15 protein-coding genes and 1 tRNA gene are annotated in these 15,039 nt (G+C 70.7%); 9 read left to right on the forward strand and 7 right to left on the reverse strand.

The window, feature by feature from the left end:
* Positions 1-105: 105 nt before the first annotated feature.
* Complete coding sequence (locus ACYQ8Q_RS23090; protein ID WP_460067575.1) at positions 106-561, reverse strand: ATP-binding protein; 456 nt, start codon at positions 559-561, stop codon at positions 106-108.
* A gap of 201 nt (positions 562-762) precedes the next feature.
* Here ACYQ8Q_RS23090 and ACYQ8Q_RS23095 point away from each other — a divergent pair, with 201 nt between their 5' ends.
* The 9 genes from ACYQ8Q_RS23095 (at position 763) to ACYQ8Q_RS23135 (ending at position 10,714) form a co-directional block, all read left to right on the forward strand.
* A complete protein-coding gene (locus ACYQ8Q_RS23095) occupies positions 763-1,578 on the forward strand; it encodes a hypothetical protein (RefSeq protein ID WP_460067577.1) in 816 nt (271 codons plus the stop codon).
* Positions 1,579-1,729: 151 nt separating this feature from the next.
* Positions 1,730-2,491: a YcnI family copper-binding membrane protein gene (locus ACYQ8Q_RS23100; protein ID WP_460067578.1), complete on the forward strand. Its 762-nt coding sequence runs from the start codon at positions 1,730-1,732 to the stop codon at positions 2,489-2,491.
* A 113-nt stretch (positions 2,492-2,604) separates the two neighbouring features.
* A complete protein-coding gene (locus tag ACYQ8Q_RS23105) occupies positions 2,605-3,258 on the forward strand; it encodes an SCO family protein (RefSeq protein WP_460067580.1) in 654 nt (217 codons plus the stop codon).
* Entirely contained in the window at positions 3,255-3,704 is a 450-nt protein-coding gene (locus ACYQ8Q_RS23110; RefSeq protein WP_460067582.1) for a copper chaperone PCu(A)C, read from the forward strand. Before ACYQ8Q_RS23105 ends, ACYQ8Q_RS23110 begins: the two co-directional genes overlap by 4 nt.
* Before the next feature lie 13 nt (positions 3,705-3,717).
* Positions 3,718-5,703, forward strand: a complete 1,986-nt coding sequence (locus ACYQ8Q_RS23115) for a copper resistance CopC/CopD family protein (protein WP_460067583.1) — start codon at positions 3,718-3,720, stop codon at positions 5,701-5,703.
* A gap of 8 nt (positions 5,704-5,711) precedes the next feature.
* A complete protein-coding gene (efeB, locus tag ACYQ8Q_RS23120) occupies positions 5,712-6,992 on the forward strand; it encodes an iron uptake transporter deferrochelatase/peroxidase subunit (RefSeq protein WP_460067585.1) in 1,281 nt (426 codons plus the stop codon).
* 134 nt (positions 6,993-7,126) lie between these two features.
* Positions 7,127-8,059 carry a prephenate dehydratase gene (gene pheA / locus ACYQ8Q_RS23125; RefSeq protein WP_460067587.1) on the forward strand — a complete coding sequence of 311 codons (933 nt, stop codon included), beginning with the start codon at positions 7,127-7,129 and terminating at the stop codon, positions 8,057-8,059.
* A 562-nt stretch (positions 8,060-8,621) separates the two neighbouring features.
* Entirely contained in the window at positions 8,622-9,899 is a 1,278-nt protein-coding gene (gene serS, locus ACYQ8Q_RS23130) for a serine--tRNA ligase (protein WP_460067589.1), read from the forward strand.
* Complete coding sequence (locus ACYQ8Q_RS23135) at positions 9,896-10,714, forward strand: HAD family hydrolase (protein ID WP_460067590.1); 819 nt, start codon at positions 9,896-9,898, stop codon at positions 10,712-10,714. Before serS ends, ACYQ8Q_RS23135 begins: the two co-directional genes overlap by 4 nt.
* Positions 10,715-10,751: 37 nt before the next feature.
* Here ACYQ8Q_RS23135 and ACYQ8Q_RS23140 read toward each other — a convergent pair.
* The 6 genes from ACYQ8Q_RS23140 to ACYQ8Q_RS23165 form a co-directional block, all read right to left on the reverse strand.
* Positions 10,752-10,838: transfer RNA gene (locus tag ACYQ8Q_RS23140), tRNA-Ser, on the reverse strand.
* A gap of 239 nt (positions 10,839-11,077) precedes the next feature.
* Complete coding sequence (locus tag ACYQ8Q_RS23145; RefSeq protein ID WP_460067592.1) at positions 11,078-11,320, reverse strand: SGM_3592 family protein; 243 nt, start codon at positions 11,318-11,320, stop codon at positions 11,078-11,080.
* A gap of 104 nt (positions 11,321-11,424) precedes the next feature.
* Positions 11,425-12,144 carry an ABC transporter permease subunit gene (locus tag ACYQ8Q_RS23150; protein WP_460067594.1) on the reverse strand — a complete coding sequence of 240 codons (720 nt, stop codon included), beginning with the start codon at positions 12,142-12,144 and terminating at the stop codon, positions 11,425-11,427.
* Positions 12,145-12,154: 10 nt separating this feature from the next.
* Complete coding sequence (locus ACYQ8Q_RS23155) at positions 12,155-13,066, reverse strand: ABC transporter ATP-binding protein (RefSeq protein WP_460067595.1); 912 nt, start codon at positions 13,064-13,066, stop codon at positions 12,155-12,157.
* The gene (locus ACYQ8Q_RS23160; protein WP_460067596.1) at positions 13,063-13,971 is read right to left on the reverse strand and encodes an ABC transporter permease; all 909 of its coding nucleotides are present in this window, start codon (positions 13,969-13,971) and stop codon (positions 13,063-13,065) included. The genes ACYQ8Q_RS23155 and ACYQ8Q_RS23160 overlap by 4 nt, the downstream gene beginning before the upstream one ends.
* Entirely contained in the window at positions 13,961-14,962 is a 1,002-nt protein-coding gene (locus ACYQ8Q_RS23165) for an ABC transporter ATP-binding protein (RefSeq protein ID WP_460073460.1), read from the reverse strand. Before ACYQ8Q_RS23165 ends, ACYQ8Q_RS23160 begins: the two co-directional genes overlap by 11 nt.
* Positions 14,963-15,039 lie beyond the last annotated feature (77 nt).

Genomic DNA, 15,039 nt, shown 5'->3' on the forward strand with positions numbered 1-15,039 from the left:
GAAATTAGGAACGCAGTCCATCAGCGGGCTGGAAGAACGCTGAGAGGAACCTGTGAGTGCTGAGGAACCTGAAGCTCCGTGCCGCTCAGCCGACCTGAGGAGGCGTCATACGGCCATGAGCGGGGCGTCCTTGCGCCACTTCAGGATCTTGTCGAAGCTGACCACCGCTCCGCCGCGCCCCGGGGTGTTGCCGATGTGCACATGGTCGGCGAGCTCCTGGATGAGGAAGAGGCCTCTGCCCTGTTCGGCGTCCGTGCTCGTGCGCACCGGCGCGGGCGCGGGGCGCTCCGCGGTGAAGCCGGGGCCGGAGTCGGCCACCTCGATCCGGCACTTCTCGCCGTCGAGATACGCGGTGACCCGGTACGCCTCCGAAGGACCGCCGCGCGCGTACTCCCCGCCGTGCTCCACGGCGTTGGCGCAGGCCTCGCTCAGCGCGACCGAGAGGTCGTAGCTCACGTCGGGATCGACTCCCGCCGTCTCCATCGTCCCGAGCAGCAGACGGCGGGCGAGCGGAACACTCGCGGCTTCGCGCCGCAGATGGAGTGACCACCAGATGCTCATGCTCCAGCCTCCTGGCCGCGGCTCGACATACCGATACGTATTGCCGCCCGGACGCCGGTGTAAGCGCGAATTCCGCGTGATGCCGCCCATATGGGGGATGCACGGATGACAAGAATCGGTGTATGTGGTGCTCAGGAGGTGTCCGTCGTACATGGACCTGCCGTAGGGAGGCCGTAAGGCCAGTGCGATGATGAGGCCGCCATGACTGCCCCCCACGAGGTCCGCCTGCTGCGGGCCGCGGTCTTCACCGCGGTCTGTGTCGTGCTGGCCGCGGCCGGGCACACCATGGCCTCCTGCGCCACCGTTCCGCTGTGGACGCTCGGCGCGGGTTTCCTCGGCGCCCTGGCCGTCGTGGTGCCGCTCGCCGGGCGTGAGCGCTCACTGCCGGGCATGGTGGCGCTGCTCACGGTCGGACAGACCGTGCTGCACACCCTGTTCGGGCTCGGGCAGCACACCGCCACCACGACCACCGGCGCGATGTCGGCGTCCGACGCCGCGCTCGTCGCGCGGGCGGCCCGGCTGGTGTGCGGGGCGACGGCGGCGGCGATCAGCCCCGCCCAGGCCCAGAAGATCCTCGTCGACGCACGGCTCTACAGCCCCACCGACGGCACGGACATGACGGGCATGAGCGGGATGGGGTCCATGACCCACCCGGCGGACGCCCTGTCCACGGCCGGTCCGGCCATGTCCCTGCTGCCGTCGCTGCCCATGGTGCTCGGGCATCTCCTCGCGGCCCTCGCCACGGGCTGGCTGCTGCGGCGCGGCGACTGCGCCCTGCGGCGGCTGATCGAGCTGTCGGCGCACGGAGTCGCCGAGGGAGCGCTCGTACGGTCCCTGCGCGGGGCGCTCGCGCTGGTGCGTGCCCTGCTCGCGGGAGTGCCGGCCACGCCGGGAACGGGGCCGCTTCTCCCGCGCACCGCCCTTCTCGCACCCCCGCAGCCCCGTACCACCGCACTCCAGCACACGGTGATCAGGCGTGGCCCGCCGGCCGGGGCCGGCCTCGTCCTCGCTGCCTGACGCGACACGACCAGCACTCCGTGGGAGGGGTGGCCGCTGTCGTGCGGCACGCGTGCGTGCGCGCTCCCGCCGGTGTCGTCCGGCCCGTCGCGTACGCCTCCCCCGTCCCACCCTGTCGTCAGACCTCACCCGGAGTGGAGTGCTCCTCGCCATGCAGGCCTCTCGTATCGCCGCCGCCGCTGCCGTCGCCGGTTCCACCGTCCTCCTGCTGTCCTCGCCCGCGTTCGCGCACGTCAGCGTGCAGCCGGACGGCACGGCCGCGAAGGGCGGCTACGCCCTGGTCAACTTCCGTGTTCCCAACGAGCGCGACGACGCCTCGACCACCAAGCTCGAGGTGAGCTTCCCGACCGACCACCCGCTGGCCTCCGTGATGCCGGAGAAGATCGCCGGCTGGAAGGCCGTCGTCACCAAGACCAAGCTCGCCAAGCCGCTCGAGGTGCACGGCCAGAAGATCAACGAGGCGGTCTCCAAGGTCACCTGGACCGCCGACGGCAAGGGCATCGAGCCCGGCTACATCCAGCGGTTCCCGGTCTCCATGGGCGCCCTGCCCGAGGACACGGACGAACTGGTCTTCAAGGCGATCCAGACCTACTCCGGCGGCGAGGTCGTGCGCTGGATCGAGGTCCAGGAGGACGGCGCGGAGGAGCCGGAGAACCCGGCGCCCGTGCTCGCCCTGTCCGCCGCCACCGAGGACCACCATGGCGGCGCGGCCACCGCCGAGGACGCCTCCGACGAGTCGGACGAGTCGGACGACGCCAAGGCCGCCTCCGTGACCGCCGAGGCCGCCGCCGACTCCTCCGGCGGCAGCGACACCACCGCCCGGGTCCTCGGCGTGGTCGGCATCGTCGTCGGCGCCGCCGGGGTGGCCTACGGCGTGCTCGCCGGCCGCCGCCGTACGACGTCCGACGCCTGACCGCCCACCCGCCTCCGCGTACCGCCGTACTGCCGTACACGCCGGGCCCGTGCAGCCGCACGGGCACACGGGCCCGGTGCGTACCGGAGTTCCTACATCTGGGACATTTCTCTATGCGCAAGAAGACGTTCGCCGCGGCCGCGCTGCTCGCCGCCGCCACCCTCACCCTCTCCGCCTGCGGCAGCGGCGACAGCGCCGACACCTCCGTCGCCGCCGTCGCCGGGGACAGCGGCAAGCAGCAGGCCGCGACCGTGCTCGACCAGCCCTTCACCAAGCCCGACCTGGTCCTCACCGACACCCAGGGCACGTCGTACGACCTCCGCAAGGAGACCGCGGGCCACCCCACGCTGATCTACTTCGGCTACACCAACTGCCCGGACGTCTGCCCGCTGACGATGAGCAACATCGCCGTCGCCAAGAAGCAGCTGTCCCGGGCCGACCAGGACGAGCTGCGCGTGGTGTTCGTCACCACCGACCCGGACCGGGACACCCCGGCCGCGCTCGGCAAGTGGCTCAAGGGCATCGATCCGCAGGTCGTGGGTCTCACCGGCAAGTTCGCCACCATCCAGGCCGCCGCCCGCACCGTCGGCATCTCCGTCGAGCCGCCGCACAAGGACAAGAACGGCAAGATGGTCTCCACCCACGGCACCCAGGTCATCGCCTTCTCCCCGAAGACGAACGGCGGCTATCTGCTGTACGGCGAGGACGCCACGGTCGACGACTACACCAAGGACCTGCCCAAGATCATGAAGGGGCAGAACCCGTGAGGCGCCCCGCGGCGGGCGCCGCGGCGGTGATCGCCGGAGCGTTCCTGCTCGCGGGCTGCGGCTCCGACGGCACGGCCGAACTCTCCGTCGAGTCCGCCTACATACCGCAGCCCGTCTCCGACACCATGGCCGCCGGTTTCCTCACGGTCGTCAACAAGGGCGGCGCGAAGGACGAACTGACCTCCGTCACCAGTGCCGTCGCCGGCAGCGTCACCCTCCACGAGACCGTCGGGTCCTCGATGGAGGAGGTCACCTCGCTGGCGGTGCCCGCGCACGGTCAACTCGTGTTCAAGAGCGGCGGAAACCATCTGATGTTCGAGAAGCTGAAGCGCAAGCCGGTGCAGGGCGAGACGGTCGACGTCGAACTGCACTTCGCCGGGTCCGGCCCGCTGAAGGTCGAGATCCCGGTGGAGTCGGCCGTGTACAGCCCCAAGACCGGCCACTGAGGGAAGGACCACCGTGAGGCAGACCATCGCCCCCCGCGTCCGGATGATCGTGCTGCTGTTCCTGGCGGTCACCGGCGCGCTTCTCGCCGGCGCCGGACCGGCCGCCGCGCATGCCGCGCTGACGGGCAGCGACCCCGCGCAGGGAGTGGTGGTCGACAAGGCACCCACGCAGGTGACGCTGACCTTCTCCGAGACCGTCTCCCTGAACGACGACTCGCTGCGCGTCCTCGACCCCAAGGGCACCCGGGTCGACGAGGGCGAAGCGTCCAACACCAGCGGCACCTCGTACGCCGTCCAGCTGCACTCGGGGCTGCCCGACGGCACGTACACCGTGACCTACCAGGTGGTGTCCGCCGACAGCCATCCCGTCGCCGGCGCCTACACCTTCTCCATCGGCTCGCCCTCGAAGACCAGCGTCTCGGTCTCCGACCAGACGGCCGGTGGCGGGGTCGTCGGCTGGCTCTACGGCTTCGGGCGGTACATGTCGTACGCCGGCTTCATCGTGATGGTCGGCGGCGCCGCCTTCGTCCTGGCCTGCTGGCAGCGCGGCAGCGGGGTACGGGCGCTGCAGCGACTGGTGGTCTCCGGCTGGCTCACGATGACCGCGGCCACGCTGTTCCTGCTGCTCCTGCGCGGTTCCTACACCAGCTCAGGCAAGGTCGGTGACATCTTCGACCTGGAGCTGCTCGGTCAGGTCCTGCAGACCAAGACGGGCGCGGCGCTCGTCTCCCGGCTGCTGCTGCTCGCCGCGGCGGCGCTGTTCGTCGCCGTCCTGTTCGGCGCGTACGACAAGCGCGAGGAAGAGGAGAAGCGGGACCTCACCTTCGGGCTCGCGGTCGGCGGGACGGTCGTGGCCGCCGGGCTCGCGGCGAGCTGGGCCATGGCCGAACACGCCTCGACCGGGCTGCAGCCGGGCATCGCGATGCCGGTCGACATCCTGCACCTGGTGGCCGTCGCCACCTGGCTGGGCGGGCTCGCCGCGCTACTCGTCGCCCTCTACCGGGCGCCCGCGGACCGGCCCGTCGAGGCCGCGGCGGTCCACCGCTTCTCCCAGGTCGCCTTCGGCAGCGTCATCGCCCTGGTCGGGACCGGCGTCTACCAGTCCTGGCGCCAGCTCGGCTCCTGGTCGGCGTTCACCGAGACCCGGTACGGCCAACTGCTCCTGGTGAAGATCGGCCTGGTGGCCCTGCTCGTCGGCATCGCCTGGATCTCCCGGCGGTGGACGGCCCGGCTGGCGGACGCGGCGGCGGCAGGGGACACGGAGACCACAGGAGAGGCCGGGGAGGAGCAGCCGGAGAAGGAGCACGCGACCGCTCCCGCGCGGGCCGGTGAGTCCCAGAGCGCCGGCGAGTCCAAGAACGCCGGGAGCGCGAAGGGGGGCGGCGATGCCGGTGATGCGCGGCGGGCCGCGCAGCTCGCGCGGCAGCAGGCCGCCGTGGACACCGCCCGGCAGAAGCGGCTGCGGGACGGCGACCCCCACCGCCTCGGGCTGCGCCGCTCGGTGCTCGCCGAGGCCGGTGTCGCCGTCGTGCTCCTCGCCGTCACCACCGCGTTGACCTCGACCGAGCCGGGCCGCACGGAGCTGGAGGCCGCCAAGGCGGGCTCGTCGTCCACGTCCTCTTCTTCCGCGTCCTCGGATTCCTCGGACTCCACCTCCGGTGCCCTGACGCTGGACATGTCCTTCGACACCGGCGGCGCCGACGGCAAGGGGGTCGTCAGCGTGGACATCGACCCCGCCCGGGCCGGCGCCAACGAGATGCACGTCTATGTGACCCGGCCCAACGGACGCGGCTTCGACGTCCCCGAGGTCAAGGTCGCCTTCACCCTCGAAGCCAAGAACATCGGGCCGCTGCCCGTCACCCCCGACCACATCACCACCGGACACTGGGCGGCGAATGGGGTGCAGATCCCCATGGCCGGCGAATGGAAGATCGCCGTGACCGTGCGGACCTCCGACATCGACCAGGTGACCGTCTCCAAGAACGCGCAGATCGGCTGAACCGCACCATGCCTGACCAGTCCACCACCGAAGTTCATGAGCCGGCGGCCCCCTCCTCTGAGGAGGGCGCGGCGCGGCTGACCCGGCGCACACTGCTCGGCACCGCCGGTGCCACCGGGCTGGTGCTCGGGGCGGCGGGCGCGACCGCCGGTTACGCGGCGGCGCCCGCCCGGGCGACCCCACTGTCCTCGGTCGGCGCGGGGCAGGCGCCGTTTCACGTGAAACACCAGCCCGGCATCACCCAGGGCCTCCAGGCGCGGGGGCATCTGGTGGCCTTCGACCTGGCGGCAGGTGCGGGCCGCAAGGAGGCCGCCGCGCTGCTGCGCCGCTGGTCGGAGACGGCCCGTCTGCTGATGGCGGGCGAGGCGGCCCCGAACGACGACACGGACATCGCCCGGGACGCGGGGCCGTCCTCGCTGACGGTCACCTTCGGTTTCGGCAACAGCTTCTTCGCCCGTACCGGTCTGGAGAAGCAGCGCCCGGTCGCCCTGGACCCGCTGCCCGACTTCTCCTCCGACCACCTCGACAAGACCCGCAGCAACGGTGACCTCTGGGTGCAGATCGGCGCCGACGACGCCCTGGTCGCCTTCCACGCCCTGCGCGCGATCCAGAAGGACGCGGGCAGCGCGGCGAAGGTCCGCTGGCAGATGAACGGCTTCAACCGCTCCCCTGGTGCCACCGCCCACCCCATGACCGCCCGCAATCTGATGGGCCAGATGGACGGCACCCGCAATCCCAAGCCGACCGAGTCCGACTTCGACGAGCGCATCTTCGTCCCCGCGAAGAGCGCCAAGGACCCCGTCTGGATGGCGAACGGCTCCTACGCCGTCGTACGCCGTATCCGCATGCTCCTCGACGACTGGGAGAAGCTGTCGCTCACGGCGCAGGAGCAGGTGATCGGGCGGCGCAAGTCCGACGGGGCGCCGCTGACCGGGGGCGGCGAGACGACCGCGATGGACCTGGAGAAGACCGACGCGAACGGCGATCTGGTCGTCCCGCTCAACGCGCACGCCCGGATCACCCGGCCCGACCAGAACGGCGGCGCGGCCATGCTGCGGCGGCCCTTCTCCTTCCACGACGGCATCGACCCGGACGGCACCCCCGACGCGGGGCTGCTCTTCGTCTGCTGGCAGGCGGACCCGCTGCGCGGTTTCGTCACCGTCCAGCGCAAGCTGGACCGCGGGGACGCCCTGTCGAAGTACATCCGCCATGAGTCGAGCGGTCTCTTCGCGGTGCCGGGTGGAGCGGCGGCCGGGGGATATGTGGGGCAGGCGTTGCTGGAGGGATGAGACGGGGCGTGTGGGGCGGGCTGTTTCTCCGGTCCGGTCCAAGGGGTGCGCCCGGGGTTACGCGGATTCATTCGTCGGAGGGGTGCTCGTGAGACAGCGGCCCGTGGTTCCGCTACGGCCATTAGGGTGAGGTCATGCCAGCGAGCTATGCGTATCTCGGCCCCGAGGGGACCTTCACGGAGGTCGCCCTGCGCACGCTTCCGGAGACCGCCACCCGGCAGCTGATCCCCTATGTGTCGGTGCAGTCCGCGCTCGACGCGGTGCGCGGGGGCGAGGCCGAGGCCGCTTTCGTGCCGATCGAGAACTCCGTCGAGGGCGGGATCACCACGACCCTGGACGAGCTGGTCGCGGGCGAGCCGCTGATGATCTACCGCGAGGTGCTGCTGTCGATCACCTTCGCGCTGCTGGTGCGGCCCGGCACCACGCTGGCGGACATCAAGACGGTCTCCGCGCACCCGGCCGCCCAGCCGCAGGTGCGCAACTGGCTGAAGGCGAACCTCCCCGAAGCGGTCTGGGAGTCGGCCGCCTCGAACGCGGACGCCGCCCGGCTGGTCCAGGAGGGCCGCTACGACGCCGCCTTCGCGGGCGAGTTCGCGGCCTCCCGGTACGGCCTCGCCGCCCTGGAGACCGGGATCCACGACGCCGAGAACGCCCAGACCCGGTTCGTGCTCGTCGGCCGGCCCGCCCGGCCCGCGGCACCGACGGGCGCGGACAAGACGTCGATCGTGCTGTGGCAGCGCGACGACCATCCCGGTGGGCTGCGTGATCTGCTGGGCGAGTTCGCCACCCGCGGCATCAACCTGATGGTGCTGCAGTCCCGGCCCACGGGCGCGGGCATCGGCAACTACTGCTTCTGCATCGACGCCGAGGGGCACATCACCGACCGCCGGGTGGCGGACGCGCTGATGGGGCTGAAGCGGATCTGCCGCGATGTGCGTTTCCTCGGCTCGTACCCGCGCGCGGACGCGACCGCGGCGGACGTGCCCGCTCCGCTGACCGGGACCTCGGACAGCGCGTTCGTGGCGGCGGCCGACTGGGTCGCGCGCTGCCAGGACGGCCGGTTCTAGAACCGGTGCCGGGCGACTCGGTCCGGTCCTACCTACACATCTTCGTTATCCACAGAAGTTATCCACAGGTGGGCTTCTCGACCTGGGGACAAGTCGACAACGAAGCGCCATCCAGTCGACAAATCGCCCTGGAGGGCGCAAGCGGGCCCACAGCCCTGCGCATCACCCTTCGTCCACCCGTTTCCTTCGATCAATCCTTTGGGACGACTCATTTCCACTCGAAAGTGGGGGTGGCGGGCGTCAGGGACGGGAATTCCCCGTGTCGCCGAGGCGGCTCGGAATGATCCATTCCAATGTCCACAGACTTTTCGCACACCCTGTGGATAACTCACTCGGGGTGTGGATCCCTGTGGACAACCCCGCCTCCAAGTCCCGTCCCGCGCAAGGAAATCGAGTCAATGCGACGCCCGTCACATGACCCGTCCCAGGGAGTGAGACACTTTTCCTTGACACGTTCGGCAATTACCCCATAACGGAACGTAAGCCATGATTCCGAACATCCGGTGCGTGATTCGGAAGAGTGAGTCGTGAGCCGCAACCACGCACCGGTAGCCTTGACCGCGTGATTGACCTTCGCCTGCTCCGTGAGGACCCCGACCGTGTGCGCGCGTCCCAGCGCGCCCGTGGAGAGGACGTCGCGCTCGTCGACGCTCTCCTGTCCGCCGACGAGCGGCGCAGGTCGTCCGGCGTCCGCTTCGACGAACTGCGCAACGAACAGAAGTCGCTCGGCAAGCTGATCCCCAAGGCCGCCGCCGAGGAGAAGGCCGAGTTGCTGAAGCAGGCGAGCCAGCTCGCCGCCGACGTCAAGACGGCCGACGCCGAGCGCGACGCGGCCGACGCCGAGACCCAGGAGCTGCTGCTCCGGCTCGGCAACCTCGTCCACCCCGGTGTGCCCGTCGGCGGCGAGGAGGACTTCGTCACCCTCGAGACGCACGGCACGATCCGTGACTTCGGCGCCGAGGGCTTCGAGCCCAAGGACCATCTGGAGCTCGGCCAGCTGCTCGGCGCGATCGACGTCGAGCGCGGCGCGAAGGTCTCCGGCTCCCGCTTCTACTTCCTGACCGGCGTGGGCGCGCTGCTGGAGCTGGCCCTGGTCAACGCGGCGATCGCGCAGGCCACGGCGGCCGGCTTCACGCCGATGCTGACCCCGGCCCTGGTCCGCCCCCAGTCGATGGCGGGCACCGGCTTCCTCGGCCAGGCGGCCCAGGACGTCTACCACCTCGACAAGGACGACCTCTATCTGGTCGGCACCTCCGAGGTCCCGCTCGCCGCGTACCACATGGACGAGATCATCGACGCCGAGCGCCTTCCGCTGCGCTACGCGGGCTTCTCGCCCTGCTTCCGCCGCGAGGCCGGTTCGCACGGCAAGGACACCAAGGGCATCTTCCGCGTCCACCAGTTCGACAAGGTCGAGATGTTCTCCTACGTCCACCCCGACGACTCGGAGGCCGAGCACCAGCGTCTGCTGGAGTGGGAGAAGCAGTGGCTGACCTCGCTGGAGCTGCCGTTCCGGGTGATCGACGTCGCCACCGGTGACCTCGGCTCCTCGGCGGCCCGCAAGTTCGACTGCGAGGCGTGGATCCCGACCCAGGGCAAGTACCGCGAGCTGACCTCGACCTCGGACTGCACCGAGTTCCAGTCCCGCCGGCTGTCGATCCGGGTCCGCGAGGGCAAGCAGGTCCGCCCGCTGGCCACGCTCAACGGCACCCTGTGCGCCGTCCCGCGCACGATCGTCGCGATCCTGGAGAACCACCAGCAGGCCGACGGTTCGGTGCGGGTGCCCGAGGTGCTGCGCCCCTACCTCGGCGGCCGTGAGGTCCTGGAGCCGACCGCCAAGTGAGCACCGCGTCTCCCTCCGGCGGGTTCCCCTACCGGCTGATCGCTACCGACCTCGACGGCACGCTCCTGCGCTCCGACGAGTCGGTCTCGCGGCGCACTCGTGACGCGCTCGCCGCCGCCACCGCGGCGGGCGCGGCGCACATCGTGGTCACCGGCCGCGGGGTCCCCTGGACCCGGCACATCCTCGACGACCTCGGCTACCAGGGCCTCGCGGTCTGCGGCCAGGGCGCACAGGTGTACGACGCCGGCGAGCACCGTCTGCTGACCTCGGTGACCCTGGACCGGCAGCTCGCCGGGGTGGCGCTGGCGAAGATCGAGGCGGAGACCGGACCGCTGCACCTGGCGGCGAGCCGGGACGGGCTGGACGGCGATGTGCTGGTCGGGCCGGGGTACTCGGTCACCGGCAGGCTGCCCTCGACGCCGTTCACCGACGCGTCGGATCTGTGGGCCGCCCCGCTGAGCAAGATCTACATACAGCATCCGACCCTCACGGACGACGAGCTGGCCGAAGCCGCCCGCCGGGCCGCGGGGGGTTTCGTGACCGTCGCGATGGCCGGTGAGGGCATCGTGGAGCTGCTGCCGCTGGGGCTGTCCAAGGCGACGGGGCTCTCGCTGGCGGCTCGCCGTCTGGGCGTGAAGGCCGCCGGGACCATCGCCTTCGGCGACATGCCCAACGACCTTCCCATGTTCGCGTGGGCCGCGCGGGGGGTGGCCATGGCCAACGCCCATGAGGAACTGAAGGCCGTCGCCGACGAGGTGACGTCCTCGAACGAGGAGGACGGGGTCGCGGTGGTGGTGGAGCGTCTGCTGGGCTGAGGCTGTGGGGCGTGGCGGCCACAGTTGTCACTTCTTGCGGAGGATGCACGGATCGAACGTGCGCGGGGTGTGACCCCCGACCACGGTTTAGCAAACCGGTGCCTTGCCACTCGGCCAATCCTCCGGGTGGGCGGCCCACGCGAGAGCGACATCGCGTGCTCGAAGCGGCCGCCCCGGGCAGCTCCCCGTGCGACCGGGGCTTCTCGGAGGGGTAACTACTCCGGAGCCCGCCGCCGGCTGCCCTGTCGGGAGCTGGACGTACTGCCGTGCATGGACATCGCCCCGCTCCTCTCCCAGCTCGTGGTGGACGACAACCACTCTGCCCGGTGCGCGAGTTGGGCGCCACTGAATAAAACAGGTGTGCTATCGGCGGCGCCACCTGCGACGGCGTGCCTTGCTGAAGAACCATCCGGCGGGCGGCTCGTCGGAGCGCCACGGCTGCGGCTCGGGCTCCTGGGCCCGCCAGCGTGCGGCGAGCATCCGGGCCCGGGCGGACGGCTCGGACGTCTCGGCGGCCCGGACGAAGTCCTCGTCCAGGACCAGGTCGTCCCAGATCTCGTCACCGGATTCCTCGCGACCGCCGCGTTGTGACGTCCTGTCTGCCATCCCGGCCTCCTGCCCTCCTGATGGGCCGCAATCCTTCGGCCCAGTGTGCCCGGGAGGAGGTGAAGCCACCGTCAAGAGCGACGGCGGCCGCACCCCCGCCCCTGCTACTCCTCGCCCGCCAGGGTCAGTGCCCGCAGCTTCTGTCCCGCGTACCAGGTGGCCAGGACGGTCACCGCGACCAGCAACACGGTCGCCGTCGTCAGTCCGACGTCCGAGGTGACCAGGTCCCCGCCGGCCACCTTGTGGGCGACGGCCAGCGACCACTGCTGGACGCTGAGGGTGCGCGCGCCCGGCACCAGGGAGCCGAACAGGGCCTCCCAGACCAGGGCGTAGACGAGCCCGAAGACCACGGCGTGCCGGGACACCGTGCCCAGCAGCAGGAAGAGTGCCGCGTAGGCGATGGAGGAGACCAGGGCCGCGACCGTGTAGGCCACGGCGATCTGCTGGCCGTTGCCGTTGAGGATGAACCCGGCGATCAGCGTGGGCAGGGCCGAGAACACCATCGTCACCGCGATCGCCACGATCAGCTTGGTGAAGATGATCGTCGGTCGCTTGATCGGCTTGGACAGCAGGTACACCACCGAGCCGTCGTCGATCTCCGGGCCGATCGCGCCGGTGCCGGCGATGACACCGATGATCGGCACCATCGTGGCCAGCCCGAGCCCGCCCAGCAGGTCGGCGGCCGTCTGGTCGTCGGCGCCGGTCAGGGCCCGTACGACCAGGGAGATCACGATCAGCAGCAGGGGCAGGGCGCCCAGGATGAGGGCCCGACGGCGGCCGAGCAGGGCCCGGTAGGTGAGCCGGGCGACTGTGGGGTCGTACATCTTCGGCCTCCTACGCCGCGACCAGGTACGAGAAGACGGACTCGAGGGACTCGTCGGACGGCGAGACCGCCAGCAGCCGGATGCCGTGGTCCCTGGCGACCCTCGGCAGCAGTGCGGTGAAGCGGCCGAAGTCGACGGCCTGGATGCGCAGGGCGCCCTCGGCCAGGTCCACCTCGATGCCGGAGGTCGACGAGTCGGCGATCAGTGCGGCCGCGAGGGCGCGGTCGTCGCTGGAGCGCACCAGATAGCGGTGCGGTCGGTCGGTCATCAGACGGCGGATCCTGCGGAAGTCGCCGCTGGCCGCGTGCCGTCCGGCGACGACGACCTCGATGTGCCGGGCGAGCTGCTCGACCTCTTCGAGGATGTGGGAGGAGAACAGCACGGTGCGGCCCTCGTCCCCCATGCGCCGCAGCAGGTCCATGAGCTGCATGCGCTGGCGCGGGTCCATGCCGTTGAAGGGCTCGTCCAGCAGGAGCAGTGAGGGGTCGTGGACGAGGGCGCTCGCCATCTTCACGCGCTGGCGCATGCCCTTGGAGTAGGTCGAGATCTTGCGGTCCTGGGCGTACTCCATCTCCACCGTGGCCAGGGCCCGCTGGGCCGCCTTGTCGCCGAGGCCGTGCAGTTCGGCGTTGGCGACGACGAACTCGCGGCCGGTGAGGAAGTCGTACATCGCCTCGCGCTCGGGGACGATGCCGATGTGCTTGTAGATGGCCTCGTTGCGCCAGACCTGCTGTCCGTCGAGGGTGACGGTGCCGGTGGAGGGGGCGAGGAAGCCGCCCATCATGTTGATCAGGGTGGACTTCCCGGCGCCGTTGGGGCCGAGCAGGCCGGTGACTCCGGGGCCGATGGTCATGGTGATGTCGTTGACGGCGACCACGTTGCCGAACCAGCGGGAGACATGGTCGATGTGGAGCGTGGTCACAGGCCCACCTTCCGGTAGCGGCGCATCAGGAGGCCGTAGCAGGCGGCGATCAGACCGAGGGTGACGGCGAGGAAGACCACGCCCTCGCCGGTGCTCGGGCCCATGGCGCCGGGGTAGGCCGAGCCGGCGCCGAGGAACGCGGACTGGACGCCGTCGATCAGCGTGACCGGGGAGAACAGTCCGATCCAGGCGATGGCGCCGGTGCTGTCCTGGGCGTCGGCGATGGCCTGGAGCGTGGAGACGGCGCCGTAGGAGATGGTCAGGACGGCGATGACGGCCGCGATGCCGAAGCCGCGGCGGGGGGTCACCGAGGCGATGACCAGGCCGATGCCGGCGAAGAGCAGGGAGAGCAGGGCCACGGAGACGAGTCCTTGGGCGAATCCCTTGCTCTGGTCGGCGAAGTCGAGCTTGGCCAGCAGCGCGCCGACGTAGAGCACGAGAAGGGGGGCGGCGGTGAGGACGAACAGCGCCGAGGCCAGGGCCGCGTACTTGGCGCGTACGTAGTCCGCGGTCTCGATGGGCCGGGAGAAGTACAGCGGGACGGTCTTGAAGCGCAGGTCGCGGGAGACGGACTGGGGTGCCTGCGAGGCGACGTACAGGCTGATGACGGCCTGCATGATGATCGCGTAGCGGGTGTAGTCGACGGGGAGTTCCTTGGCCTTCGTGGCGACCGCGACGGCGACCATGATGGCCGCGGGCACGCACATCACCACGAACAGCAGCATGGGCAGCACCTTGGACTTCACCGAGCGGCCGAGGCCGTAGGCGCCGCGCAGGGACTGCGAGTAGAGGGAGCGGCGGGCGTAGGCGCGGCCGAGGCGGGGGCCGTCGTAGCTGCGGTAGCCGATGTTGTGGATACGGGTCTGGTCCCCCGTGGGGGTGGTGACGGGCTGGTCAACCGCCATGGCCGACGGCCTCCTTCCTGGTCGTGTCTCCGTCCGTCGGGCCGCCGTCCCTCGTCGCGTTGTCCGCGTCGGTGAAGACCTCGGAGATGTGGTGCCGGCGCTGTTCCATCCGGACCAGGCCGAGTCCGAGGTCGGCGACCACGTCACGGACGAGGTCGTAGGTCTCCTCGCCCTGGGCGGTCAGCAGCAGGATGTGGCCGGCGCCGGGCAGGCCCGCGCCGGATTCCACGATCTCCACCCCGCGCGCGTGGAGCGCCTCGCGGACCGCGCGGGTGCCGTCCGGGTGGGCGTCGGTGTCGGTGACCTCGATCGCGAGGGTGGTGGTGGTCTGGGTGAAGTCGGTGGTGGAGCTGGAGCGCAGGAGCTTGCCGCCGTCGACGACCACGACGTGGTCGCAGGTGCGCTCCAGTTCGCCGAGGAGGTGGGAGGTGACGAGGACCGAGATGCCGAAGTCGGTGTGGATGCGGCGGATGAGGCCGAGCATCTCGTCGCGGCCGACCGGGTCGAGGCCGTTGGTCGGCTCGTCGAGGAAGACCAGCTGCGGGTCGTGTACCAGGGCCTGCGCCAGTTTGACGCGCTGTTTCATGCCCGTGGAGTAGCCGCCGATGGGGCGGTAGCGCTCCTCGTACAGCCCGACGTGGCGCAGGGTGTCCGCGGTGCGCTCGCGGGCGGCGGTGGGCGGCAGGCCGGACATGCGGGCCATGTGCACGACGAACTCGGTGGCCGAGACGTCGGGCGGCAGGCAGTCGTGCTCCGGCATGTAGCCGACCCGCTCGCGGATGGTGGCGCCCTGGGTGGCCACGTCGAGGCCGAGCACTTGGGCGCGGCCCTCGGTGGCGGGTGAGAGACCCAGCAGGATCTTGATGAGCGTGGACTTGCCGGCGCCGTTGGCTCCGACGAGTCCGGTCACACCGGGTCCGATGTCCACGGACAGCCGGTCGAGCGCGGTCACCCGGGGGAACCGCTTGCTCAGGCTTTCGGTCGCGATCACAGTCACAGCTCCGAATGTAGTGACGCACGCCACGGACATCGTCAGACCTCAGAGCCGTCTTCGCCTCAGACCTCAGA

This window comes from Streptomyces sp. YKOK-I1 (assembly GCF_054660435.1).